Source organism: Arthrobacter sp. PvP103, assembly GCF_017833075.1.
In the GTDB taxonomy this organism is placed as follows: Bacteria; Actinomycetota; Actinomycetes; order Actinomycetales; family Micrococcaceae; genus Arthrobacter.
Window position 1 is genome coordinate 4,174,069 of sequence record NZ_JAFIBQ010000001.1, and the last position, 25,916, is coordinate 4,199,984.

The 25,916-nt window shown below is 66.6% G+C and carries 18 protein-coding genes; 13 read left to right on the plus strand and 5 right to left on the minus strand.

Annotated elements, in window-relative coordinates; translation table 11 throughout:
• Nucleotides 1-280: 280 nt before the first annotated feature.
• The 4 genes from JOE41_RS19055 (at nucleotide 281) to JOE41_RS19070 (ending at nucleotide 5,541) form a co-directional block, all read left to right on the plus strand.
• Entirely contained in the window at nucleotides 281-1,219 is a 939-nt protein-coding gene (locus JOE41_RS19055) for a proteasome assembly chaperone family protein (RefSeq protein ID WP_209753242.1), read from the plus strand.
• 35 nt (nucleotides 1,220-1,254) lie between these two features.
• On the plus strand, nucleotides 1,255-2,583 hold the full coding sequence (locus tag JOE41_RS19060; RefSeq protein WP_209753243.1) for a nitrate/nitrite transporter: 1,329 nt from the start codon (nucleotides 1,255-1,257) through the stop codon (nucleotides 2,581-2,583).
• Nucleotides 2,584-2,648: 65 nt separating this feature from the next.
• Nucleotides 2,649-3,908 (plus strand): DUF4192 family protein, encoded by a 1,260-nt coding sequence (locus JOE41_RS19065; RefSeq protein WP_209753244.1) that lies wholly within the window; start codon nucleotides 2,649-2,651, stop codon nucleotides 3,906-3,908.
• 307 nt (nucleotides 3,909-4,215) lie between these two features.
• Nucleotides 4,216-5,541, plus strand: a complete 1,326-nt coding sequence (locus JOE41_RS19070) for an RNA polymerase sigma factor (RefSeq protein WP_011691477.1) — start codon at nucleotides 4,216-4,218, stop codon at nucleotides 5,539-5,541.
• 180 nt (nucleotides 5,542-5,721) lie between these two features.
• On the opposite strand, the gene JOE41_RS19075 is transcribed toward JOE41_RS19070, so the two are convergent.
• Nucleotides 5,722-5,943, minus strand: coding sequence for a hypothetical protein (locus tag JOE41_RS19075; RefSeq protein ID WP_011691478.1), 222 nt, complete (start codon nucleotides 5,941-5,943; stop codon nucleotides 5,722-5,724).
• A gap of 223 nt (nucleotides 5,944-6,166) precedes the next feature.
• Here JOE41_RS19075 and JOE41_RS19080 point away from each other — a divergent pair, with 223 nt between their 5' ends.
• A complete protein-coding gene (locus tag JOE41_RS19080) occupies nucleotides 6,167-8,275 on the plus strand; it encodes a type IIA DNA topoisomerase subunit B (protein WP_011691479.1) in 2,109 nt (702 codons plus the stop codon).
• A 24-nt stretch (nucleotides 8,276-8,299) separates the two neighbouring features.
• On the opposite strand, the gene JOE41_RS19085 is transcribed toward JOE41_RS19080, so the two are convergent.
• Nucleotides 8,300-9,304: a M56 family metallopeptidase gene (locus JOE41_RS19085; RefSeq protein WP_209753245.1), complete on the minus strand. Its 1,005-nt coding sequence runs from the start codon at nucleotides 9,302-9,304 to the stop codon at nucleotides 8,300-8,302.
• Between the two features lie 6 nt (nucleotides 9,305-9,310).
• Nucleotides 9,311-9,697 (minus strand): BlaI/MecI/CopY family transcriptional regulator, encoded by a 387-nt coding sequence (locus JOE41_RS19090; RefSeq protein WP_011691481.1) that lies wholly within the window; start codon nucleotides 9,695-9,697, stop codon nucleotides 9,311-9,313.
• Nucleotides 9,698-9,972: 275 nt separating this feature from the next.
• On the opposite strand from JOE41_RS19090, the gene JOE41_RS19095 reads away from it, so the two are divergent.
• The 4 genes from JOE41_RS19095 to JOE41_RS19110 all read left to right on the plus strand — a co-directional run bounded on the left by JOE41_RS19095 (nucleotide 9,973) and on the right by JOE41_RS19110 (nucleotide 17,340).
• Complete coding sequence (locus JOE41_RS19095) at nucleotides 9,973-11,571, plus strand: cytochrome ubiquinol oxidase subunit I (RefSeq protein ID WP_011691482.1); 1,599 nt, start codon at nucleotides 9,973-9,975, stop codon at nucleotides 11,569-11,571.
• Nucleotides 11,572-11,590: 19 nt separating this feature from the next.
• A complete protein-coding gene (gene cydB, locus JOE41_RS19100; RefSeq protein ID WP_209753246.1) occupies nucleotides 11,591-12,640 on the plus strand; it encodes a cytochrome d ubiquinol oxidase subunit II in 1,050 nt (349 codons plus the stop codon).
• A 6-nt stretch (nucleotides 12,641-12,646) separates the two neighbouring features.
• A complete protein-coding gene (cydD, locus tag JOE41_RS19105; RefSeq protein WP_209753247.1) occupies nucleotides 12,647-16,240 on the plus strand; it encodes a thiol reductant ABC exporter subunit CydD in 3,594 nt (1,197 codons plus the stop codon).
• 65 nt (nucleotides 16,241-16,305) lie between these two features.
• Nucleotides 16,306-17,340: a GNAT family N-acetyltransferase gene (locus tag JOE41_RS19110; RefSeq protein ID WP_209753248.1), complete on the plus strand. Its 1,035-nt coding sequence runs from the start codon at nucleotides 16,306-16,308 to the stop codon at nucleotides 17,338-17,340.
• Between the two features lie 18 nt (nucleotides 17,341-17,358).
• Here JOE41_RS19110 and JOE41_RS19115 read toward each other — a convergent pair whose 3' ends face one another.
• Both JOE41_RS19115 and JOE41_RS19120 read right to left on the minus strand, forming a co-directional pair.
• The gene (locus tag JOE41_RS19115; RefSeq protein ID WP_011691486.1) at nucleotides 17,359-17,877 is read right to left on the minus strand and encodes a DinB family protein; all 519 of its coding nucleotides are present in this window, start codon (nucleotides 17,875-17,877) and stop codon (nucleotides 17,359-17,361) included.
• A gap of 9 nt (nucleotides 17,878-17,886) precedes the next feature.
• Nucleotides 17,887-20,385 (minus strand): DNA topoisomerase (ATP-hydrolyzing) subunit A, encoded by a 2,499-nt coding sequence (locus tag JOE41_RS19120; protein ID WP_209753249.1) that lies wholly within the window; start codon nucleotides 20,383-20,385, stop codon nucleotides 17,887-17,889.
• A 53-nt stretch (nucleotides 20,386-20,438) separates the two neighbouring features.
• Here JOE41_RS19120 and JOE41_RS19125 point away from each other — a divergent pair, with 53 nt between their 5' ends.
• The 4 genes from JOE41_RS19125 (at nucleotide 20,439) to JOE41_RS19140 (ending at nucleotide 25,893) form a co-directional block, all read left to right on the plus strand.
• Nucleotides 20,439-23,159 carry a GNAT family N-acetyltransferase gene (locus JOE41_RS19125; protein WP_209753250.1) on the plus strand — a complete coding sequence of 907 codons (2,721 nt, stop codon included), beginning with the start codon at nucleotides 20,439-20,441 and terminating at the stop codon, nucleotides 23,157-23,159.
• Nucleotides 23,160-23,200: 41 nt separating this feature from the next.
• Entirely contained in the window at nucleotides 23,201-23,941 is a 741-nt protein-coding gene (locus tag JOE41_RS19130; RefSeq protein ID WP_011691489.1) for a DUF5998 family protein, read from the plus strand.
• 70 nt (nucleotides 23,942-24,011) lie between these two features.
• A complete protein-coding gene (locus JOE41_RS19135) occupies nucleotides 24,012-25,181 on the plus strand; it encodes an alkaline phosphatase family protein (protein WP_232223648.1) in 1,170 nt (389 codons plus the stop codon).
• Nucleotides 25,174-25,893: a thymidine kinase gene (locus JOE41_RS19140; RefSeq protein WP_011691491.1), complete on the plus strand. Its 720-nt coding sequence runs from the start codon at nucleotides 25,174-25,176 to the stop codon at nucleotides 25,891-25,893. Before JOE41_RS19135 ends, JOE41_RS19140 begins: the two co-directional genes overlap by 8 nt.
• Nucleotides 25,894-25,916: the final 23 nt, after the last annotated feature.

Here is a 25,916-nt window from a genome sequence, read left to right on the forward strand (position 1 = left end):
ATCGCATGTTTGGCGCCCCGCCATGGGACAGGCCGTTGTCGGCTTGAGACGCAACCCGGTGTCTGCAAGGCCGTGCGTAGGACCAGTTCCGATCGTAGTCTCTCCCTCCCGGCCGCGCTGAATCTGATGAGACGTGCAGCACATTGCCGCTGCGCGCCGCCGGGGCGGAATGCTTCGGCCGGCCGGTGCGTTGTAGAAATTATCCGGCGGATCTGCGCGGATCCCCCCACCCATAGTGTTGACGAACCCGCCTCCGCCGCCACTGCGAAAGGAACATGCCGTGCTTGAACGGATTTCCGGCTCCCTGCTGGACCCCGATGCTCTCTACGTGAGCAACGCCGAGCTGTTCGACAACCCGGAACTCCGCGGGCTCAATCTGGTGATGGGATTCACGGGATTCGCGGACGCCGGCCACGTGGTCAAACAGATTACCGCCGAGCTGCTGGACACTCTCGAGTCGGAGGTCGTGGCCGTCTTTGATGCCGACCAGTTGATCGACTACCGCTCGCGCCGGCCGCACGTCACGTTCGTGGAGGACCACCTCCAGGACTATCAGGCCCCCACCCTGGCCTTGTACCTGCTGGTGGACGGGCTGGGCAAGCCGTTCCTGTTCCTGGCCGGTTTCGAGCCCGACCTGCAGTGGGAGCGGTTCGCCCGCGCCGTCGTCCGGATCGTCGAGCACCTTGATGTAAACCTGGTGACCTGGATCCATTCCATCCCGATGCCTGTTCCCCACACCCGGCCGGTGGGAGTCACCGTTCACGGCAACCGTCCGGAGCTCATCGAAGGGATATCGGTCTGGAAGCCCACGGTGGAGGTGCCCGCAGCGGTGGGCCACATCCTTGAGCTGCGCCTCAGCGAAGCCGGCCGCAATATTGCCGGGTACGTCATCCACGTTCCGCATTACCTCGCCGAAGCCGAATACCCCAACGCAGCGGTGGCCGGGCTTGAGTATCTCGGTGCAGCCACGTCACTGATGCTGCCGACTGACCGCCTGCGGGAGGCCGGCCGCGAAGTGGGGCGCCAGATTGCCGAGCAGCTCGAGGCCTCCGAAGAAGTCCAGCAGGTGGTTTCACGCCTGGAGACCCGTTACGACGAGAAGGCCGAGGGCACGGTACGGCGGTCCTTGCTGGCCGATGAAAACGATGAATTGCCGAATGCTGATGCGCTGGGCGCCGCAGTGGAGGCCTATCTCGCCCGCGAAGAGCCCCGCCAATAAATAGGACTTAAGCGGGCACCGGGCATAATGGAGACGTGACTGCACCGCGCGCCTGGCTCATCTGGACCGTCGGAGTATTTGCGTATCTGGTTGCGGTCAGCCAGCGCACCTCCTTTGGCGTGGTGGGACTCGAAGCGACAGAGCGGTTCCACGCCACCGCAGCGGAGATCTCGTTCTTTACGGTGCTTCAGCTACTGGTCTACGCCGGGCTGCAGATCCCGGTGGGGGTCCTCGTTGACCGCCTGGGATCCCGGACCATGATCGCTGGGGGAGCTGTCCTGATGGGCCTTGGACAGCTTCAGCTGGCTTTTGCGGACAACATTCCCGGCGGAGTGCTTGGCCGGGTGCTGGTGGGCGCCGGGGACGCGATGACGTTCATTTCAGTGATCAGGCTGATTCCGCTGTGGTTCGCTCCGACGAAGGTCCCGCTCATTACGCAGCTGACAGGAATGTCCGGCCAGCTGGGACAGCTCTTCAGCGTTGTGCCGTTTGCCATGATCCTCCACTCCGCCGGCTGGACCCCTGCGTTCCTGACCCTTGCCGCGATGTCCGCGCTCGCCGTCGTCCTGGTGCTGGCCGTGCTGAAGGACCAGCCGCCGGGCCACCCCCGGGCGGAAACCGGCCAGGGACTGAGGGCCACCGGCATCTCGCTGTCCAGCGCCTGGCGGCAGCCCGGCACCAGGCTGGGACTATGGAGCCACTTCACGATCCAGTTCAGCGGCACGGTGTTTGCCATGACCTGGGGATACCCCTTCCTGATTTCCGCCCAGGGACTCGATGCAGCCACGGTTTCCGGCCTGATGTCCATCTACGTTGCCGCGGCCATCGCCGCCGGTCCGTTGATCGGCAGGTTCGTATCGCGGCATCCCCTCCGCCGCTCCACCATGGTGCTCCTGATTGCAGCCACGACGGCGGCTGCCTGGGCCGCCGTGCTGCTCATGCCGGGACGGTCTCCGCTCTGGATGCTCGCCGGACTGGTGGTGGTGCTGGCCATCGGAGGTCCGGGTTCCATGATCGGGTTCGACTTTGCCCGCACCTTTAATCCGGCCCATCGGATCGGAACAGCCACCGGAATCGTCAACGTGGGCGGATTCATTGCGGCGCTCGTCGCAATCTACCTCGTCGGACTCGTGCTCGACGTCCTCCACGCCACCGGCTTTTCCCAGGGCGAGCTCTATGGCCTCGGTCCGTTCCGGATCGCGCTGAGCGTCCAGTTCGTGCTGATCGGCATCGGAGCCGCGGCCATCCTCGCCACCCGAAGGAAAGTCCGGCGCCAGATGGCCGCCCAGGGTGTCGTTGTGCCGCCGCTGCTCAAAGCCCTCGCACAGCAGCGCCGGCGTAACCTGGAGCGCCGGGCTGAGTAGGAGCTGTTTCCACATAGCTAAAGCCGGGGCTTAACCTCAGGCGCCGCCGGTTCCAGTCTGGATGCATGACACCTCCGGAACGACCGACTCCAGAACGACTGACCATCTCAGGCCCAGAGGACATCCTGGGCTTCATTCCGCACTCCCTTGGGTACTGGCCGGCCAACAGCCTGGTGGCCATGACCATGCAGGGCAAACGCCTGGGCGCCACGCTGCGCGTGGATTTGCCCCGATTCGATTCCCGTTCCGGGCTGCGCCGTTTTGCGCGCACTGTCAGGGACTACCTTGAAGCCGACCAAGACGCCGACGGTTCCCTGCTGGTGCTTTTCAGCGACGAAGGATGGACTGAGGGCCCGGATGCCGGCCCTGGCGCCGTCCCCGCCGGGGAGCCGGTGGAGGGCACGTTGGCGTGGCTGCTGGTAGAGCTGGAGGTCGAGCTGGAACTGTCCGGGCGTCCTGTCCGAGACGCCTGGTATGTCGGGGAGGCCTTCTGGCGGAACGCGTATTGCTTTGATCCGTCCTGCTGCCCGTTTCCCGGGCGTTCGTTGGACGACATCAGGGACAGCCGGCTAAACGCCGAGATGGTCTTCCGGGGGAGCAGCGTGGGAGAGGACCCTTCTGCCGCAGCCGTTTGCCCGCCCACGGCGGCGCACGCCGATGCGGCAGTGCTGGAATCCGAGCAGCGGTGGGCCAAGGAACTTGCGGCACTGCGGGGGAGCCGGTCCCAGTTCGCGAAGGTCCTGGATGTCTGGGGTTGCGTGCTGGCGGCTGAAGCGGGCTGGCTGCTTCCGGCCGGGCTGGCGGGGTACCTGCGTGCTTCCCTTCGTATTCCCCACTGGCGTGACGCTGTGCTGGTGATGTGTGCGGCGGGCCGGCAGGCCGCGGACCAGGGCGCTGAGGACTTCGGGATCTTCGAGCCGGACGGCGACCTGCCGGTGGTGTCGCCGCCCCTGGGAGGACTACCGGCGGCGGTCCCGGCTGAGGGTGCCGCCGGCCCGGTTCCCGGCTACGGGGATGTGCTGCTGGGGATGGCGCCGGGTTCCCCCCGCTGGGACGGGATGCGGTCGCTGGAGGTCATCCTGCGGCAGCTCGGTGCGGCGGGCGGGGGCGAAGCCTGTGCGGCGACCCTGACAGGACGGGGCTGGATTGAGTGGTGCCGCGGCAGGGGGTCGTTTGCGCACGCGCTGCTGGACCAGGCCCTCGCGGTGCACCCCGGATACCGGCTGGCTGAACTTCTGTCGGAACTCATCAGCCGGGGGACGCTGTGCGGATGGGCCGGGCGTCGTGATGCCGCCTGGCAGAAGTTCGAAACGGATGCGGCCTAGGGGTCGGGCTACCCGGGGCGTGGGGCCCGGCAAGGAGCGGCCGGCCGGCCGAAACATTCGGGCCTGCTGACCGCCGTGAGGCGCCGATTGGGAAAATCATGAGACAATGGATGCCGAGACCCGGTTGGGTCCGTGAATCAAGTGCATGTAATGATGACCGGAAACGGGAACATTACGGCCGTACCGGCAGTTCTACTTAATGACTCTGCTGGCCGCGATCGCACCTGATGTGAATCACGGACTTGACAGGGTCATAGTGGTGTTGCCCGTATGGTGATTCCACAGACCGCCGCTAGAAAGGTTTTCTGTGACCCCGTCTTCCGCGAAGAAGGAACCCGCCGACCAGGCCGAATTGTCCCCTGAGGAGAAGAAGGCGGCGACGAGCGCCAAGCGTGCCGCCACGCGTGCAGCCAATAAGGCTGTCAAAGATGCTACTTCTGCCGAGGGCGGCGCCCCGGCAAAACCCGAGCCCAAAAAGCGCGGACCCAAGCCCGGCGCCAAGGCTGCCGCCGAGGCCGCCGGCAAGACGCGCACGTCGGACGACGACGATACAGAGGACGTCGAACTGGATGAAGATCTGGACGACGTGACTCCGGATCCATCGGAGCTGACCGAGGAGGAAGCCGCCAGCAAGACCGGCGCTGCCGCCACCGGCACCGGCTTCGTGTATTCCGATGCCGATGACGACGACGCCCCGGTCCAGCAGGTCATGTCGGCCGGCGCCACCGCCGACCCCGTCAAGGACTACCTGAAGCAGATCGGCAAGGTTGCCCTGCTGAACGCTGAACAGGAAGTGGACCTTGCGCTCCGGATCGAGGCGGGCTTGTTCGCCGAAGAGAAGATCGCGGCGGACGACGGTTCCATGGATCCGAAGCTCAAGCGTGAGCTCGAATTCGTCATCCACGACGGCAAGCGCGCCAAGAACCACCTGCTGGAGGCCAACCTCCGTCTCGTTGTCTCGCTGGCCAAGCGCTACACCGGCCGCGGCATGCTGTTCCTGGATCTCATCCAGGAAGGCAACCTTGGCCTCATCCGTGCAGTCGAGAAATTTGACTACACCAAGGGCTTCAAGTTCTCTACCTACGCCACGTGGTGGATCCGCCAGGCCATTACCCGTGCCATGGCCGACCAGGCCCGCACCATCCGCATCCCGGTGCACATGGTGGAAGTCATCAACAAGCTGGCCCGTGTCCAGCGCCAGATGCTGCAGGACCTCGGCCGCGAACCTACGCCTGAGGAGCTGGCCCTCGAGCTGGACATGACCCCCGAGAAAGTCGTGGAAGTCCAGAAGTACGGCCGCGAGCCGATCTCGCTGCACACCCCCCTGGGCGAGGACGGCGACTCCGAGTTCGGTGACCTCATCGAGGACTCCGAGGCTGTGGTTCCTGCCGACGCGGTCAGCTTCACCCTGCTGCAGGAACAGCTCCACTCGGTTCTGGACACGTTGTCCGAGCGCGAAGCCGGCGTTGTCGCCATGCGGTTCGGCCTGACCGACGGACAGCCGAAGACTTTAGACGAAATCGGCAAGGTCTACGGAGTGACGCGCGAGCGTATCCGCCAGATCGAATCCAAGACGATGTCCAAGCTGCGGCACCCGTCCCGGTCCCAGGTCCTGCGGGACTACCTGGACTAAGCGGCCCTAGCCCCGACTGGCGGCGGCCGGCGTTTGCCCGGCCGCTCCAGGGTCAGTAACAGCGAAAGGCCCCGCCGATGGCGGGGCCTTTCGCATGACGCGGCAGCGTGTGGAAGACGATGGCAAACAAACAGGGCCCCTCCCAAGCGGAGGAGCCCTGTTTTGTCATCAGAGAGTTGCTTAGTCCACCGATACCGTGGGCTTCTCGTGGAGCCGGCCGGTCTCGTCGTGCCAGTCGGAACTCAGCGGCTTGAGCGTCGCTTCGACTGCCCGAGCGTGGTGGCCGCAGAAGAGCAGCTCCCCGCCGGAGGACTCGAGAACAACCCGGACGTACGCCTGTGCTCCGCAACGATCGCACCGGTCCAGTGCGTTGAGCGTGCGGTCCGCAACTGCTGTTGTCATTTCGGCCTCCTTAGTAGATCTGTATATCTATATAACCAGCATTCGTAGCAAAACCATGACAAGGATGGATCACTTTCGCTGTGCGCGTATCACCGTTCCGTAACGGGGTGCGCCGATCGTGCCCCGCTGCTGGAGTGGCTGGCGGACGGGCCCGCGCGGGCCGACTAACCTAGGAAGAGCGCCAAAAGCATTAGTTGTCCGTCACTGAAGGAGTTCACAACCCGTGGCACCAAGTTCTGATTACACCGCCCGGCACCTGTCTGTACTGGAAGGCCTCGAGGCCGTCCGCAAGCGCCCGGGCATGTACATCGGTTCCACCGACTCCCGAGGCTTGATGCACTGCCTGTGGGAGATCATCGACAACTCCGTCGATGAGGCACTGGCCGGGTTCGGGCACGACATCAAGATCATCCTGCACGCCGACAACTCGGTGGAGATCCATGATGACGGACGAGGTATCCCCATTGACGTCGAACCCAAGACCGGACTGACCGGCGTCGAGGTTGTGTTCACCAAGTTGCACGCCGGCGGAAAATTCGGCGGCGGCTCCTACACGGCGTCCGGCGGCCTGCACGGCGTGGGCGCTTCGGTGGTCAATGCGCTCTCCTCCCGGCTGGACGTGGAAGTGGACCGCGGCGGCAAGACGTACAAAATGTCCTTCCGGCGCGGCGAACCGGGGCGGTTCAAGGACCCGGGCACGAAGCCCGATCCCGCGGCGGCATTCGAACCGTTCGTCAATGACTCCGTCCTCGATGTCGTGGGCAAAGCCAAGCGCGGCGTCACCGGCACCCGGATCCGCTATTGGGCCGACCGCCAGATCTTCACCCCGGACGCCAAATTCTCCTATGACGAGCTGGCCGCCCGGGCCCGGCAGACTTCCTTCCTCATCCCGGGCCTTAAACTGACCGTCCGCGATCAACGGCGGATTGCGGGCACCCCGGGCGAGCTGGCCGGCCACGAGGAAATCTTCCACCACGATGGCGGCATCTCCGAGTTCGTCGACTTCCTCGCAGCGGATCCCGCGGTCACCGACACCTGGCGGCTGCACGGCTCGGGGAAGTTCAAGGAAACCGTTCCGGTCCTGGACGAGCGCGGCCACAGCCAGCTGGCCGAGGTCGAGCGCGACTGTGAAGTGGACGTCGCCCTTCGCTGGGGAATCGGCTACGACAGCACGGTCCGCAGCTTCGTCAACATCATCTCCACTCCCAAGGGCGGGACGCACCAGTCGGGCTTCGAGCAGGCGCTGGTGAAGACCTTCCGCAAGGCCGTGGAGACGAACGCCCGCAAGCTCAAGGCCGGCAACGACAAGATCGAAAAAGATGACATTTTCGCGGGGCTGACTGCTGTGCTGACAGTGCGCCTGGCTGAGCCGCAGTTCGAGGGCCAGACCAAGGAGATCCTCGGCACGTCCGCGGTCCGGGCGATTGTTGCCCGGGTGGTGGAGAAGGAAATCAACGCGAAACTGAACTCGGCCAACCGCAATGACAAGGCGCAGTCCGCCCTTCTCCTGGAAAAAATCGTCAGCGAGATGAAGTCCCGCATTTCGGCGCGGGTGCACAAGGAGACGCAGCGGCGCAAGAACGCGCTGGAGACGTCATCGATGCCCACGAAGCTCGCCGATTGCCGCACCGATGACGTGGCGCGCTCGGAATTGTTCATTGTCGAGGGCGATTCCGCACTGGGTACCGCAAAGCTGGCTCGTTCCTCGGACTTCCAGGCACTGCTGCCGATCCGGGGCAAGATCCTCAACGTCCAGAAGGCCTCGGTGGGGGACATGCTGTCCAACGCCGAGTGCGCGGCTCTGATCCAAGTGGTGGGTGCCGGGTCCGGGCGCAGCTTCGACATCAGTGCCGCACGCTACGGCAAAGTGATCCTCATGACCGACGCCGATGTGGACGGCGCCCACATCCGCACGCTGCTTCTCACCCTCTTCTTCCGCTACATGCGGCCCATGATCGATGAGGGCAGGGTGTTCGCCGCCGTGCCGCCGCTGCACCGGGTGGAGGTCATCAATGCCGGGCAGAAGGCCAACGAGATGATCTACACCTACTCCGAGGCCGAACTCCACGTCCTGCTGGCCAGGCTGGCCAAGGAGGGGAAGCGCTACAAGGAGCCCATCCAGCGCTACAAGGGCCTGGGTGAAATGGATGCCGAACAGCTGGCGGAGACCACCATGGACCCGCGCCACCGGACACTGCGCAAGGTGGGGATCGAAAACGCCAAACAGGCGGAGGAAACGTTCGACCTGCTAATGGGCTCCGATGTCGCGCCGCGCAAGGACTTTATCATCGCCGGTGCTGCGGGCCTGGACCGGGAGCGGATCGACGCCTGACGCCGGCGGCGGCCGGCTGTCCTGCTAGCCGAGCAGCCCCGGGACAATCAGCAGGGCTGTGGGCAGTGCCAGCAGCAGCAGGCAGCCTGCGAGGACAAGGCCCCGCAGCGGAGCCGGCAGCGGGTCCTTGGGAGATAGCAGCCGGCTGACCCTGGATGCCGTGGTGCCAGCAGAACCGGCCCCGCCGGACGCTCCCTGGATGCCGCCGTCGACTATTCCATCTGCTGCCGACGGAAGTCCGGCGCCGTTGAACCCCACCCGGCTGGCGGGCACACCGCTTGGTCCGCTGGCAACGATGGCGATCGCCTTGATCAGTGTGGCTTTGCTTTCGGTCTTCAGGGCGACGTCGTCAGCGAGCATTTCGATCAGGGAGCTCACGGCTTCCTGGGCTAGTCGGGTGGTCGGCAGCCAGGGGAGGGCCTGGCGCCACGCCGCGAAAGCCCACAGCAGGAGGTGGTGGCGCTGGCTCAGGTGGGCGTTCTCGTGGATCAGGACGGCGCGAAGCTCTGCAGGCTCCAGCGCCGCCATCAGGCCGTCGCTCAGGACGGTGACGGAGCGGGCGCCGCCGGGGAGGCAGTACGCCACGGGTGAATCGTGGTTGATGACCACGGTTCCCGGACCGTCCGTCGACGGTGACGCCAGAAGCGCCAGGAGTTCGCGGTGGCGCCTGCGCTGGCGTTCGATCCGGTAGTAGGTCAGCAGCAGGGTAAACACGAGGTGCGCGGTGAGGAGGGCCGCTGCCGACAGCGCGAAAAGGTGCCAGAACCCCAGTGCCGTCGTGGGCGCATCGAAAAGGACCATGCCGGCCAGACCGCGCAGTCCGGCCAGGAGATTGTCACCGATCGGCTCGAGCCCGTAAACCAGCATGGCGCCGATCATTGACAGGCCGCCGGCGAGGCCGATCGCCTGCCAGAGCAGCATGGCGGTGAAAGGTGATCGGGCCGGCCATTGCGCGCGCGAAAGAAGGATAGGCACCGGCCAAGCCAGGACTATCGCCAGGACCGCCAGCAAATATGAGGTCCAGAACATGCGCTATTAGATGTGGCCAAGCAGTTTGCGCAGCGTTTCGGCTTCACTTTCGGTGACGGACCCAATAAAGCGGGCGAGGACAGCTTCGCGGTCCGGCGCCGATCCCAGAACCTCATGCATGAGTTCGGCGGTGTGGTCCGCCCGGCTGGATACGGCCTGATAGCGGTGGGGACGTGTGCCGCGTTCGCGTTCCACAAGCCCCTTCTTCTCCAGGCGTGACAGCACAGTCAGGACCGTGGTCACGGCGAGATCCTTGCCTTCGTGGCCGGCGGTGCCGCCCTGGGCCTGGGTGCTCTGCGCCAGCAGGTCCCTCAGGGTGTTCGCGGTGGCCGCTTCCTGACCTGCCCAGAGCAGATCCATCACTGCCCGTTCCAGTTCACCAAGACTTGCCATTCCGTACATCCTTCTTAACGTTTCGATCCGCGAAGCCGGAGCAGCCTTCGCGGAACGTAGTTCGAATACTTGAGTTCTAAATTTACCTCTTTTTGCAGATTCTTTCTACATGAGGTAGAACAATCGGCGCGCCGCACCCTTGCCACGGCCTGCGGCCGGTGGAACTGTTGGTTTACACTGCATGCCCAAAGTGTTCTACACTCTGTAGAAGTTGGTCTTCTACGAAGCGTAGAAGACTTGGACTGATGAAAGCCTAGCCAAAAGTAGGGACTGCCTTGGACGCTTTGGAAATCGCACGCTGGCAATTCGGAATCACCACCGTTTACCACTTCATGATGGTCCCGCTGACCATCGGGCTGGGCCTCGTGGTGGCAGTCATGCAGACGGTCTGGTACCGCACCGGCAAGCCGGAGTACCTGCGCATGACCAAGTTCTGGGGGAAGCTCTTCCTTATCAACTTCATCATGGGCGTCGCCACCGGCATCGTGCAGGAGTTCCAGTTCGGGATGGCGTGGAGCGAGTACAGCCGCTTCGTCGGTGACGTGTTCGGGGCGCCGCTGGCGCTCGAGGCACTGCTGGCCTTCTTCGTGGAATCCACTTTCCTGGGGCTGTGGATCTTCGGCTGGAAGCAGCTCAAGCGTGGAGTCCACCTGGCCTGCCTCTGGATTGCCGTCGTGGGATCCGTGTTCTCCGCGTACTTCATCATCGTGGCCAACAGCTGGATGCAGCATCCCGTCGGCGTGGAAATGATCAACGGCCGCCCGGTCATGACTGACGCCTGGGCAGTCTTCACCAACAACACCGCCCTCGTCGCGGTACCGCACACCCTCTTCGGCGCCCTGGCCGTAGCCGGCGGCTTCCTGCTGGGCATTGCCTGGTACCACCTCTGGCGCCGGCGCCACGACGGCATCGACACCGTTGGCCCGGACGGCAAGGTCATTCCCGGCGAAGCGGACATCCCCGGCCGGGACAAGGCTGACCACAAGGTCTGGCTCCGCTCGCTGCGGATCGGCGCCGTCGTCGCCATGATTTCATTCGCCGGTACGGCCCTCACCGGCGACCTCCAAGGCAAGCTGATGTTCGAACAGCAGCCCATGAAGATGGCCGCGGCCGAGGCCGCGTGCCACGACGGCACCGGCTTCTCCGTCCTGAGCGTCGGCAACCTCGGTTCGAAGAACTGTGACGACATCGTCGCCGTCATCGAGGTTCCCGGGATCCTGTCCTTCCTCGCCAAGGGCGACTTCACCACCGAGGTGAAGGGCGTCAACAGCCTGCTGGACCAGTACAAGGCCGACTACGGAACCCACCTACCGGACAACCCCATCTACGGCGACCGGGCAGGGCAGGAAATTGAGTACGTTCCGGTCATGGAGGTGACCTACTGGGGCTTCCGGATGATGATCGGTTTCGGCGGCCTGGCTGCCCTCGCGGCACTTGTGGCCCTCTGGCTGACCCGCAAGGGCACCGTGCCGGCGTCGCGTGGACTGATGCGTCTCGCAGTATTCGGCATCATGGCACCGTTCGGCGCTAACGCTGCCGGCTGGATCTTTACCGAAATGGGACGCCAGCCGTTCGTGGTGGCGCCCAACCCCGACCCCAGTGGGATCGACCAGGTGTTCATGTTCACCGCCGCGGCTGTTTCACCGGGCGTGTCCGCCGGGGAACTGCTCACCTCCCTGGTGGTCCTGACCGCCGTGTATGCCGTGCTGTTGGTGGTGGAAGTGAAGCTCCTCGTGAAGTACATCCGCGGCGGCGTCGTGTCCGCCATGCCCGAACTCGCCCACGCCCCGGCCGACGAAAACGAGGACGCCACACCCGGCCCCGGCACGGGGAAACCCGGCGGCTCCGACGACGTCCTGGCATTCGCCTACTAAGCGCAGAGGAAATTCGACAATGGAACTGCTGCCCACCATCTGGTTCATGGCCATCGCGGTGTTGTGGACGGGATACCTCTTCCTCGAAGGATTCGACCTCGGCGTCGGAATGCTGATGAAGCTCTTCGCCCGCAACAACACCGAACGCCGTGTCCTGCTCAATACGATCGGACCCGTCTGGGACGGCAACGAGGTCTGGCTGCTGACGGCCGGCGGTGCCACCTTCGCCGCCTTCCCGCTCTGGTACGCCTCACTGTTCTCCGCCCTCTACCTTCCCCTGCTGGTGGTCCTCGTGGCCCTCATCTTCCGTGCCGTGGCTTTCGAATACCGCGGCAAGGTGGACACCGACCGCTGGCGCGCAGTGTGGGACTGGGCCATTGCGGCCGGATCCCTCGTCGCTGCATTCGGCGTCGGTGCGGCGCTTGCGCTGACCACCACCGGGCTTCCCATCAATGCGAACGGTGACCGCGAGGGCGGACCGTTCGCCTGGTTCAGCGGTTACGCCGTCCTGGGCGGGCTTGCCGTTGTGTGCTTCTCCCTGCTGCACGCGCTGGCGTTCCTGGCACTGAAAACCGACGGTGACGTCAGGCACCGCGCCCGCAACTGGTTTGTCCGGCTCCTGCCCGTCCTCCTGCTCCCGATTGCCGGCTGGGCCATCAGCGTCCAGCTTCTCAGCGGCGAGGCCTGGACCATTGCGGCGGTTGCCGCTGCGGTTGTGGCCGCAGTGCTGGCCTGGCAATTCGGCCGGAACGGCCTGGAAGGGAAGGCGTTCGTGTCGCTGGGGGTGTTCCTGCTCCTCGGCAGCGCCTCAATCTTCGGTGCCGCCTTCCCGGTGGTGCTTCCCTCCACCATCAACGCGGACTTTAACCTGACCGTTTCCAATGCCTCTTCCTCCGACTACACGCTGGGTCTGATGAGCATCGTGGCCTGCGTGGGACTGCCGCTGGTGCTGGCATACCAGGCTTGGACCTACTGGGTGTTCCGCCGCCGGGTCAGCGCCGCCCACATTCCGGAAGCCCACAGCTTCCTTCCTGCCATCGCCGCCAGGGCACTGGCCCCCAAAGACTAGGACCCCATGAGACCGCAGTTCCCGGCCGGCCCCGCAAACCGTCTCGCGCTCTATTGGCTGGGCCTCCTTGCGGCCCTCAAGGCATTGTCGCTGGTGCTCATGGCCCAGGCCGTGGCATCCGTCCTTGCCGGACTGGTCGCCCAGAACCCGGCCTGGGCCGAGCAGCTGGGTTGGGGAATGGCCGGAGTCGTCCTTCGGTCCCTGACGGTTTGGGCCCAGGGCGTGGCGTCCCGCCGGGCCGCCCTGGGGGTCAAGGAGGAACTGCGGACGGCCCTGCTGGAACGGGCGTTGAGGAACGGCACCCGTGCGGCGGGCCCCTCCGACGGCGGCCTGGCCATCCTGGCCACGCGGGGCTTGGACGCGCTGGACAGCTACTACACCCAGTTCCTGCCGGCCCTCGTCAACTGCGCCGCCGTCCCGCTCCTGCTTGGCGCCCGGATCCTGCTCGCCGACTGGGTCAGCGCGGTGGTGGTCGTGCTGACTGTGCCGCTGGTTCCGGTCTTCATGGTGCTGATCGGCCGCTACACCGAAGACCGGGTGCGGATCGCGCAATCGGCCCTGGCCAGGTTGTCCGGCCACATGCTGGAACTGGCCAAAGGCCTGCCCGTGCTGGTGGGCCTGGGCCGGGCCACCGCCCAGCGGAAGGCACTGGAGGACATTTCCGAGCAGTACCGGTCCCGCACCATGGAAACCCTTCGGACAGCCTTCCTGTCCGCCCTCGCCCTGGAACTTATCGCCACGATCTCAGTCGCCGTTGTAGCCGTTTTCATCGGTGTTCGACTGGTGCACGGGGACATGGCGCTTGAGGCCGGGCTGCTTGCCCTGATCCTGGCGCCGGACTGCTACCTGCCGCTGCGGGAACTGGGCACCGCCCACCACGCCAGTGACGACGGCCGTGTTGCCCTGGCCGAGGTCACCGCGGTCATGGACGCACCCGAAGTCCAGCCCCTGCAGCCGCAGGCCGGCATCGGTGCCGAAGACGGCCTGCTCCCCGAAAAATTGGCGTCCGACGGCGGCGCGGACCTTCCGGCGGTAACCGTCAGCAATCTTGTGGTGGTGTACGGCGGACGGATGGAGCCCGCCGTCGGGCCGCTCAGCTTTGACGCGCCCGCAGGGCGGATCACCGCCCTCGACGGCGCCAGCGGGGCGGGTAAGAGCACCATCCTGGGCGTCCTGGCGGGAACCGTGGGCACCGGCGGCGGTGCCGTGGTGGGCGGACGCATTGCGGGGTTTTCGCCATCGAAAGTGGCGTGGGTGCCGCAGCATCCGGTCATGGTGGAGAAAAGCGTTCTGGCCGAGGTGCGGCTCTACCTGGGGGATGGTGCCGCCACAGCCTCTTCCGGCAGCAGCACTGCCGCCGCTGCACAACGCTGCCTCGAGGCAGCCGGAGCCGGCCATCTGGCCGGGAAGCACCCCGCCGAACTCAGCCCGGGGGAGCTGCGCAGGGTTGCCCTGGCGCGCGGCCTGGCCCGGATTGAGGCCGGCGCGACGCTGCTGCTGCTGGACGAACCCACTGCCCACCTGGACCGTGAATCCGCCAACGTGGTCAACGAATCCATCCGGAAACTGCGCGGCCGGGCCACCGTCCTGCTGGTGGCGCACGACCGTCTCACCCGCGAACTGGCGGATCACCTGGTAGCCGTGGGCGCAGGCTCCGCAACGGCCCGGCCGGTTACTGACCCCGACAACGCTGCCGGGTTCCGGGAGGTCCCCGCAACAACGGCAACAGCGCCGGCAATGACGGCGCGGGCGGCGGAAGCCGGGGCGAAACAAGCCCCCGAGCGCCGCACGCCAATCGGTACCCCCGCCGCTCCCGCCACCGGAACGCCCGCGGATGACGGTAGGGCCGTCCCGGGACAATCCGGTGGCAACACGCCGGCCCGGATCTTCAGACTCCTGCAGCCGGAGTCCCTCAAATTCGGCTCAGCCGGCATCATGGGAGTCCTGGCAGCCCTCTTCGCCGTAGCCCTGGCGGGACTGTCCGGCTGGCTCATCATCCGGGCCAGCGAGCAGCCGCCCATCCTGTACCTCCTCACGGCCATCGTGGGCGTGCGGTTCTTCGGCATCGGCAGGGCGGTCCTGCGCTACACGGAGCGGCTCCTGCTGCACGATGCCGTCTTCGCCTCGCTCACCAGGCTCCGCGGCCGGCTGTGGGATTCGCTAAGCCGCCGGGCGCTGTCCCTGCGCCGCCTGTTGCAGGGCGGCAACGTGCTGGGCGCGGTGATCGACGACGTCGACACCGTCCGGGACCTGCTTCCCCGGGTGGTCCTGCCGCCCGTGACCGCAGTGGCAGTGGGCGCCTCAGCAGTGGCTGCCTCAGCCCTCCTGCTGCCGGCCGCGCTGCCGGCGGCCATCGCCGCAGCTCTGGTGTCCCTTGCTGCCGCACCGGCGGCGGCCCTCCTGGCGGACAGGATGTCCGCGCAGGCCGAGCAGCGGCTCCGTTCCGGGGTTCTGCGTGACGTTGCCGCGGCGCTGGATGCGCGGGCCGAACTGCACGCCAACGGAGTTGCGGGCCCGGTGCTGGCCGCCATCGGCGACGCCGACAAGGAGGCAACAGCTGCCTCGCAGCGGTCCGCGTGGGCGGAAGGACTGGGCCAGGCGCTCACTGTCCTGGCCTGCGGCTCGGCGGCCCTGGCCAGTGCTGTGCTGGCCGGACCCGCGGTCATGGACGGCTCTGTGGCCCCGGCAACCGCCGCCGTCGTGGTCCTGCTGCAGTTGGCACTGGTGGATCCGTACGCCGCCATCACGACGGCGGTCCGCCAGTATCCGGCGCTCCGCCAGGTCCTGGACCGGATCAGCGAAGCGGGCGTGCTCGACGCTCCCGCTGCCGCGGACCCAGGCGCCAACGGTCCCCGGCAGGACGCATCCGGGCCGGCTGCCGGAACCGGCGGGCTGGAGCCGGTCGCATCACGCCCTGGCGGGCTGCCCGGCCTGGAGCTTCAGGCACTGTCCGCAGCGTGGCCTGGCAGCCCGGAGGTCTTCACCGGCGTCTCCGCGACGGCGGAACCCGGCCGCTGGCTGGCTGTGACAGGCGCCTCCGGATCCGGAAAATCCACCCTGCTCGCCGTGATGCTGGGGTTCCTGCTGCCGCATTCCGGCCGGCTGGCAGTCAGCGGACGGGCGGCCTGGTGTCCACAGGAGGCGCATCTCTTCGATTCCACCATCCGCGGCAACCTCGTGCTGGGCCGCCCGGAAGGCACGGCCGGCGATGACGGACAGGACATGGCTGCCGCCCTGGCCGCCGTGGGGCTGGACCCCCTGCTGCGCCGGCTGGAACATGGCGCCGACACCCGGATCGGGCCCGGCGGCGCGTTCCTGAGCGGCGGGGAACGTCAGCGGCTCGCTGTTGCCAGGACGCTCATGACCGGGGCGGATGTGATCCTGCTGGACGAACCCACCGCACACCTTGACGCTGAGGCGGGCAGGGAGATGCTGGCTGACCTTCGCAAGGGGCTCACCGGACGGACCGTGGTATTGGTCACCCACAATCCTGACGACATTGACCCGGCAGACCGCAGGCTGGACCTTGACGCAGTAGCGGACACCGGCGTCGTTCCCCGGCCCGGAGGCCACCGCGGGACGGTGACGAGCGTGCACTGACTGGACCATCCCGGCAAAGCGGGACGGTTCTGGCGCGGGCCGGGACCGGCCGCTAGCCTGTTGCCATGCTGAACGACGATGCGCCGATGCCCGGATCCTGGCGGACGTCCCTGGCCGGCGCGGGCATGGAGTGGCGTCCTGCGGCGGAGGGTGACATTGAGGCGTGGGCTGCCCTGATCGCCCGGACGGCCGAGGCGGAAAAGCCGGTGTGGTTCGAGCGGGCCGCCGACCTCGAGCAGATCCTGCAATCGAAAAAGAACCATCCCGCCGCCAACACCCTCCTGGTGCTGGATCGCGGGGCGGTTCCCCGGGCCTATGCCCGCATCACGAAAAACATGGACGGCGACAAAGCGTACGGCTTCGGCTGTGTCGACCCCGGCTGGCAGCGCCGGGGGATCGGGACGGCCTTGCTGGAATGGCTCAGCGAACGGACCGTCCGGCGCTTCGCCGAGGACAGCCCGGCCGGGGGCGGCGGCGCCGTCCCGCGGCTGCGGATCCATATGGAGCAGCAGCATGAGCACCAGCAGCAGTTGCTTCGCAAAGCCGGGTTCCGGGTGGTGCGCTATTTCAACGAGATGCACCGGCACTTGGACGGAGTCCCACTTCCCGAGGTGCAGCTCGATGACGGGCTGGCCCTCGTGACCATGCGCCCGGAGCTCAGTGAAGGCGTCCGGCAGGCCCACAACGCGGCCTTCCGTGACCATTGGGGCAGCGAGCCGAGGGACGAGGAGTCCTGGGGTTTCACGATGAATGATCCGCAGGCCAGGCCCGACCTGAGCGCAGTGGTCCTGGACCGCGCGTCCGGGATCGTCGCGGGCTACCAGCTGGCCAGCCATGACCCGGACAGCGCGGTGTCCCGGGGATACAGCGAGGGCTACACGGATCTGCTGGGCGTCCGCCGCGAGTACCGCGGACGGGGCATCGCGCAGGCCCTGCTCGCTGACGCGATGCGGCGCTTTGCGGCGGCCGGGATGGACCGGGCATCCCTGGACGTCGACTCGGAGAATCCCACCGGCGCGCTCGCCCTCTACGAAAAGATGGGTTACGCCGCGGTCAACCGGAGCCTGGCCTGGGACAAGGAATTTCCCGTTCCCGGCTGACCCGGCGAGCTGCGAAGATCAGGCGTCGACGTCGTGCAGGTGATGGACGACGTCGTGCAGGAAGTACTGCGCGAGGGTCATCACCGTGAACTCCGATCCGTTGCTCCGGAAGCCCTTCCGGCCCCATTCGTCCTCATGCACGCCGGCGAATGACTCCGCGATCTGTTCCCCCTCGGCGGTCAGTTCAGCACTGACCACGGCGGGGTCCGCATTGGCGTAGTCCTGCTCCACCGCAGTTTTGTCCTGGTCCCAGTTCTCGAACCGGGCGTTGTCTTCGGTGAGCATCAGGTTGAGCCGGTGGTCGAAAAGGCTGAAGACATCCCGGACGTGCGATGCGTACTCCAGCACGGACCACGTGGCGTCATCCGGGCGTTCCGCCACGTCCGGGCGGCGAAGTGCGGCCCGCCAGCGGGGAAGCATGTTGGAGACGCTCCCGGGAACCGTGGCCGGAGTGACCGTTGAGGCGTCGAAACCGCATTCCGGGCAGGCCCGGGTCAGCACCCAGGTCCAGTCCTTTTCGTCAGGGATGATAGGCATGCCAGTAGTCTAGGCCCAGGTCATGCTCGGCCCAATGGCGTCCACTGCCTGCGACAGCGGGATGCCGGAGCCATCCCGGCGGCCATGTTCCTGCGGAAGCGACCGCGCCACTCCAGCCAGCGAGGACGCCTTGGCCGGACCGTGTCCTGCCCAGGCGATAAGGAGGGTGTCTTCGCCCTTCAGGAACCGGTGCGCACGAACTCCCGCAGTGGCCCGGCCCTTGGGCGGGTACTCCGCGAACGCCGTCACCTTTCCGGCACCCGGAGCCGTACCCGGCAAGGCGCCTTCGGTCCCGGACACCGTCACCACGACGGCGTCCTCGTCACCGGGGGCGACGGTGCCGAAGAACAGCACCTGGTCCCCGGCGCCCAGCTTGATTCCCGCCATGCCGCCCGCGGTGCGGCCCTGCGGACGGACATTTGCCGCGCTGAAGCGCAGCAGCTGGGCCTGCCGGGTCAGGAACACGAGGTCGACGTCGTCCGCCCCGGCGGGTTCTACGCCCACCACCGTGTCCTTGTCCTTGAGGGCAATGACTTCCCAGTCCTCGCGGTTGAGGGGATAGTCGGGCTGCACGCGTTTGACGATGCCCTGCGCCGTACCGATCGCCAGCACGGTGTCCAGCGGAGCGAACGCAACCAGCGTTTCGCCCTTCAGCAGTGTGATGAAGTCTTTGGCCGGGACGCCGCCGGCCAGGTTGGGAAGCCCCGACATCGGCGGGAGCACGGGCATGTCCATGACCTGGAGGCGCAGCATCCGGCCCAGTGACGTGACGGCGGCGATCTCGCCGCGCGCGGAGGTTTTCACCACGGACCGGAAGACGTCGTGTTTTGACCGCGGACCGGACTCGGTGAGCGGCTCCTGGTTGGAGGTCCGGGCGATCTGTCCGCTGGCGGTCAGGATGGCCCAGCAGGGGTCATCGGCTATTTCCAGTGCGAGGGGGGCAGCCTTCCCCTTGCCGCCGGGTGCAGCAGCCAGCGCGGCGACGGTGGGGGAGACCGCCTCGGACTCGAGGAGGACCGTCCGGCGGGGCGTGCCGTACTTCTCGGCGATTTCGCCAAGCTCGTCGGACACCAGTTCGCGCAGGCGCTGGTCCGACCCCAGGATGGCCTCCAGCTCTGCGATTTCACGCTTCAGCTGGTCCTGCTCTTTTTCGAGCTCGATCCGGGAGTACTTGGTCAGCTGCCGGAGCCGGAGTTCCAGGATGTAGTTCGCCTGGATTTCGGTGAGATCGTAGATGGACATGAGGCGTTCGCGGGCGGCGGAGACCTCGTCGGAGGACCGGATGATCTGGATGACCTCATCGATGTCCACGATGGCGATCAGGAGGCCCTCTACCAGGTGGAGGCGGTCCTTCTTCTTCTCCAGCCGGAAGGCCGTGCGCCGCCGCACCACGTTGATGCGGTGGTCGACATAGACGGAGAGGAGCTGAACCAGTCCCAGCGTCTGCGGCTGGCCGTCCACCAGGGTGACGTTGTTGATGCCGAAGGAATCTTCCATGGGCGAGTACCGGTAGAGCTGCTGGAGCACGGCGTTCGGATTGAAGCCGTTCTTGAGCTCGATGACCAGCCGCAGGCCGTGCTTGCGGTCCGTGAGGTCCACGATGTCGCTGATGCCGGTCAGCTTCTTGCCGTTGACGGCGTCCTTGATCTTCTCGATCACCTTCTCCGGGCCCACCATGTAGGGAAGCTCGGTGACCACCAGCCCGGTGCGGCGGGCGGACAGCTGTTCAACCTCCACCTTGGCGCGTGTCTTGAACGAGCCACGGCCCGTGGCGTACGCGTCGCGGATGCCGTCCAGTCCCACGATCCGTCCGCCGGTGGGCAGGTCCGGTCCGGGGACGAACCGCATGAGGTCCTCGAGGGTGGCCTCCGGGTTCGCGATCAGGTGCCTTGCAGCGGAGATGACCTCCACGAGGTTGTGCGGGGCCATGTTCGTGGCCATGCCGACGGCGATGCCGGTGGCGCCGTTGACCAGCAGGTTGGGGAAGGCCGCGGGGAGGACATCCGGCTGGGTCAGCTGGTTGTCGTAGTTGGGGACAAAGTCCACCACGTCTTCGTCGAGGTGATCGGTGAGGCTGAGCGCTGCCGCCGCCAGGCGGGCCTCGGTGTACCGCGGGGCCGCCGGGCCGTCGTCGAGCGAGCCGAAGTTGCCGTGGCCGTCTATCAAAGGCAGCCGCAGCGAAAAGTCCTGCGCCATGCGGACCATGGCGTCGTAGATCGCCGTATCGCCGTGCGGGTGCAGCTTGCCCATGACTTCGCCCACCACGCGGGCGCTTTTCACGTGGCCACGGTCCGGACGCAGGCCCATCTCGCTCATCATGTAGAGAATGCGCCGCTGCACCGGCTTCAGGCCGTCGCGGGCGTCCGGGAGGGCCCGCGAATAGATGACCGAATAGGCGTACTCGAGGAACGAGCCTTCCATTTCCGACGTGACGTCGATGTCAACGATGTTCTCGGTGTAGTCCTGGACGGCGTCCCCTGCCGGGGCGGAACTTTGGCGGCGGGCCATGGGGCTGGTGGATCCTTAACGGTTTACTGGCGAATTTTAGCTAGGCTAAGCCTATGGTGGATCAGCCCGGGGACGGCGTATATCCGGAATATTGGGAAGCCGATGTCGTTCTGCGGGACGGCGGGACGGCTCATCTGCGCCCGATCCACCCCTCAGATGCCGACGCCGTGCAGGCTTTCCACACCGGCCAGTCGCAGAAGTCCATCTACATGCGGTTCTTCGCCTTCAAGGCGCGGCTCTCCAGCAAGGAGCTGAAGCGCTTCACGGAGGTGGACTATAAGGACCGGGTGGCGCTGGTGATCACCATTGGCGGCGAAATCCTGGGCATCGGCCGCTACGACAGGCTGGCCGATCCCGAAGAAGCCGAGGTTGCCTTCAATATAGCCGACGCCCACCAGGGCCGCGGCATCGGCTCCATCCTGCTGGAACACCTGGCCGCCGCCGCCCGCGAAAACGGGATCCGTAAATTCAGCGCCGAAGTGCTGCCGGAAAACCGCAAAATGCTGATGGTCTTCTCCGACGCCGGCTACGACGTCAAGAGGCATTTCGACGACGGCGTCGTGAGCCTCGAATTCAACATCGACCCCACCGAAAAGTCCCGGGCCGTGATGGAGGCACGTGAGCACCGCGCTGAGGCGCGAAGCATCCAGGAACTCCTGGCGCCGTCGTCGGTCGCCGTGATCGGTGCCAGCCGCAAGTGGGGGACCGTCGGCTACCAGCTGCTCGAGCACATCATCGAAGGCGGCTTCACCGGGCCCGTGTACGCCATCAACCCCGAGGCGCTGGAACTTGCGGGCATGCTGTCCTTCGCGAGGCTCTCGGACGTGCCGGACCCCGTCGGGCTGGCCATCATCGCCGTCCCGTATGGAGAAGTCCCCAAGGTCGTGGCTGACTGCGCGGCCGCCGGAGTCAAGGGCGTGGTGGTGGCGACAGCCGGATACGCAGACGACGGCGAACGCGGGCTGGCCCGGCAACGCGAGCTGGTCCGCCAGGCCAGGTCCAACGGAATGCGCGTGATCGGTCCGGCGTCCCTGGGTATCGTCAACACCAACCCGGCCGTGTCCCTGAACGCGTCCATGGCTCCGAGCCTGCCGCGCCGGGGCGGCCTTGGCCTGTTCAGCCAGTCCGCCGCCATCGGAGTGGCGTTGTATGCAGCCTCCAGCCGGCGCCGGCTGGGCCTCTCCACCTTCCTTTCGGCCGGTAACCGGGCGGACGTCTCCGGCAACGACATGATGCAGTTCTGGGAGGACGACGCCGACACTGCCGCGGTGGGGCTCTACCTCGAATCCATCGGCAATCCGCGCAAATTTTCCCGTCTCGCCCGGCGCCTGGCCCGCACCAAACCCGTCATTGTTGCGAAATCGGATGCCATGGGCCTCCAGCTGCCCCCCGGGCATGCGGTGCGGACCACGCAGGCGCCCGCAGGCGCACTGGACGCGATGATGCGCCAGTCCGGGGTGATCCGGGTGGAAACAATCGAGCAGCTCATGGACGTGGCACAGATCGTCGCCGGCCAGCCGCTGCCCGCAGGGGCGGACATCGCCGTTTTCAGCAACTCCCGGGCGCTCGGCAAAGTGGTGGCGGACAGTGCCGCCGCCAACGGCCTCGGCGTTGAACGGATCGTCACCGACGTGGATCTCGACGCCGGCATGTCACTGGCGCTGCCGGCCCTCCGCGAGAGCCTGGCCGGGACGCTTGCCTCCGACTCCATCCACGCCGTCGTGGTGGCGCTGCTGCCGGCGCGCGGCCTGACCGTGGAAAAGATTGCCGGAGTCCTGGCGGAATGCTCCGCGGCGGCCGGAAAACCGGTGGTCGCCGCCTTTACCGGGATCCTGGACCCGTCCGTCTACGTCGAGGGCATGGTGGGGGCCGAATCCGGGCAGGCCGAACCGGGGCAGGCCGAATCCGCAGGCGGATCAGTGCCGTGCTACTCCAACCCCGGGGCCGCCGTCGCAGCGCTCGCCGCCGTGGTCAAGTACGCCGAGTGGGTGGACCGCGACCAGGGCCTGTTCGTGGAGCCGGAGGGCTGCGACCCGGAGAGTGTCAGGACGGAGCTGGAGGACATGCTGCATGACGTCCCCGGGGAACAGTTGGTGCAGCTTGACCCGGCCACGGCATCAACGCTGCTGGCCCATTACGGCATCCATGTTGTTCCCTCCGAAGGCTTTGAGACGCCGGACGAGGCTGTAGCGGCCGCGGAGCGGCTGGGCTGGCCCGTGGTGCTGAAGACCACGGACCCCGCACTTCGCCACCGGCTGGATCTGGGCGGCGTGCGGCTGGACATTCAGGACGCCGATTCGTTGCGGCGGAACATCGTTGAAATGCACCGCGCGCTGGCGCCGTACGGTTCGCCGTCCATGGAAGTCCAGACGATGGCGCCGGTAGGGCAGGCCTGCACGTTCCGGGCGATCGAGGATCCGCTGCTGGGCCCGGTGGTTTCCTTCGGGCTGGCCGGTGATGCCGTGAACCTCCTGGAAGACTGGGCCCACCGGGTACCGCCGCTGTCCGGCGCCGATGTCCACGACTTCATCCGCGCGCCGCGCGCCGCCCGGAAACTGTTCGGCTACCAGGGCCTGCCCGCCGTGGATGTGGCGGCACTGGAGGACATCGCGGCGCGGTTGACCCGCCTCAAGGACAACCATCCCGAAATAGCGCTGATTGAGTTCAATCCCGTGCTGGCCGGCCAGCGGGGTGCATCGATCCTGGCGGCCGATGTCCGGATCGCGAACGCTGCCCAGCGGACCGACAGCGCCCGGCGTGCGATGCGCAGCTAGCACAGTTAGCAAGTGCCCAGCCGATCTGTGAAAATGGGGTAATGAGTCCCCAGCCTCCCACGTCGAAGCCGCAAGCACCCCGAACCGGTCACCAGGCCCCCCACAGCCCTAACGCGCATGACCACGGTGCCCAGGGCCAGAGCCTTGAAGGGGCCCTCCAGCAGGCAGGCTTCTACCCCCGGCTGGTCGCCGATGTTGTTGACGACGCACTGGACGGCCGCGATTGCATGGCGCACCTTGTGCACCTTGAGACCCACTTCGACCGGGCCGAAGTGCGTCGGCACATCACCGTGCTGGTGCTGACAGACGACATGCTGGTCATCGCCCACGTTGACGACCAGCAGCTGGACGAGGCCGGAGAACAGATCGTTGCGCAGATCTCCACGGAGTCGGTGCCCGTGGCGCAGATCCGCTCCGTGGTGCTGAGCTACATGTATGCCCAGCCGCAGAACTACAAGCCTTCCGACCCCGTCCGGGAACTCACTCTCTCCATCGCCTGGTCCGGGGGCCAGCGGCTGGACATGGGGCCCGCCAGCTGCGGTGATCCGCAGTGCGAAGCGGATCACGGCTACAGCGGCACCATCGCACAGGAAGACATTGTGTTGCGCATCAGCGCCGAAGCTGACGGTCTTCAGGCTGTCCAGGATGCCAAACTGTTCGCCCGGGCGCTTCGCGCCGTGAACACCGGTTCGCCGGCGCCCGTGCCGCACAGCCCCGTTCCCGCTCCGCGCCCCCGTACCGGTGTCTTCGGTAACCGCCTTAGCCGCGGGCACCAGCGCTGAGATGACGTCCGGAAACAACTCCGAACCGTCAGCCGTAGCCATCGTTGAAGGCACCTCCGTACCGTCGCTGATGCCCCCGGCGCCTGCCTTCGGCCAGCGCTCCATCGCCGAGGTCCTCACCAGCGCGGCAGCCAGCCTCGGGATCGAGGGTTTCGAGAACCGGTTGAAACTGCCTGCAGCCAAGCGGGTGTGCGTGGTCCTGGCCGATGGCCTGGGCCGGAGCCTGCTCAAGCAGAAGTCGGCGCACACCCCATTCCTCCGGTCCGTGATGCAGCAGGGCCAGGGCTCCGTTCCGGTGGCGCTGGACTCCGCTTTTCCCTCCACCACGGCGTCCTCGCTCGCCAGTTTCGGGACGGGGCTCCCGGCCGGCCAGCACGGAATGGTGGGCTATGACGTCCTCGATCCCGGGCAGGACAAAGTGGTCAACATGCTGGGCAACTGGGATGCGGGCGTGGACCCCCGCGAATGGCAGCCGTTTCCCACGGTGTTCGAGCGCGCGGCCGCCCACACCGATGTGACCACCATCAGCCTTCCGCAGTTCGGCGCGTCGCCCATGACGCAGGCCGCGCTGCGGGGAGGCCGCTTCATCGCCGCCGCCACCCCGCACGCACGGACTGCCGCGGCGGCGGACGCCATGCTTGCCGCCGACAGCTCACTGATGTACTTCTACGTCAACGACCTGGACAAAGCCGGGCACCGTTACGGGTGCCAGTCGGCCCAGTGGGAACACCAGCTTGAAGAACTCGACGCCACCGTGAAGCGGCTGAACGCAACCCTTCCGCCGGGAACCACGGTCCTGCTGACGGCGGATCACGGCATGCTCGACGTCCCTGAATCACAGCGCCTCGACTATTCGTCCGAGCCGGCCCTCATCGCCGGAGTCCGGCACACAGCGGGGGAGCCGCGCATGGTCCACCTGTACCTAGAGCCGGACGCCGGTGAACAGGACCGGGCCAGGCTGATCGAATCGTGGCGGGATCGGTTCGGCGACAGGATCTGGGCGTTCACCCGGGACGAGGCCGTCGCCGCCGGGCTGTTCGGCGATGTCAGGCCGGAGGTCAGCGCGCGCATCGGAGACGTTATGATCGCCGCCCGGGATGCCCTGGCGTTCTACGACACCCGCCGCGTGCGTGCTGCCGCGTTGGACGTTGTTGGGCAGCACGGGTCGCTGACCAAAGCGGAGCGAGAGGTTCCGCTTCTTTGTTTCCAGGCCCAAGGCAGAAAGGGAGCGCGTGGCTGAACTTGTCTTCTTCTCCGGCACCATGGACTGCGGAAAATCCACCCTGGCCCTGCAGATGGATCACAACCACCGGGCCCGCGGACGCGGCGGTGTCCGGTTCAGCCGCAACGACCGGGCAGGCGGGGCAAGGATCTCCAGCCGGCTCGGACTGGAGACGGACTGCGTGGAGGTCCTGGACACCACGGATTTCTGGGACGAGGTCATTGAGCGCCGCACCCGCGGCCTCCGGGTGGACTACCTCATCTGTGACGAAGCCCAGTTCTACTCCCCGCTGCAGGTGGAACAGCTGGCCCGGATTGTGGACGAGATCGACGTCGATGTGTTTGCGTTCGGAATCAGCGCGGACTTCCGCACCCGGCTCTTTCCGGGATCGCAGCGGCTTATTGAGCTCGCGGACCGTGTCCAGGTCCTGCAGGTGGAAGCCTTGTGCTGGTGCGGACGCCGCGCCACCCATAACGCGCGCACCGTTGACGGCGTCATGGTGACCGAAGGGGCGCAAGTGGTGGTGGGCGACGTCGACATGGCCGGAGACCCGGCCTCCGCCTCAGCGGATCACGCCCCCGTAGTCGGCTACGAGACGTTGTGCCGGCGGCATTTCATGCGGCGGGTCACGGCCCACGGAGCCAATGTCATGGCCCAGCAGGACCAGTTGCTGCCGTTCGAGGTGGACGCCTGCCTGTGGCACGGCTCCGGGGAAACCCGGCACAGCTGACCAAGCACGGCAGTGCCTCGGAA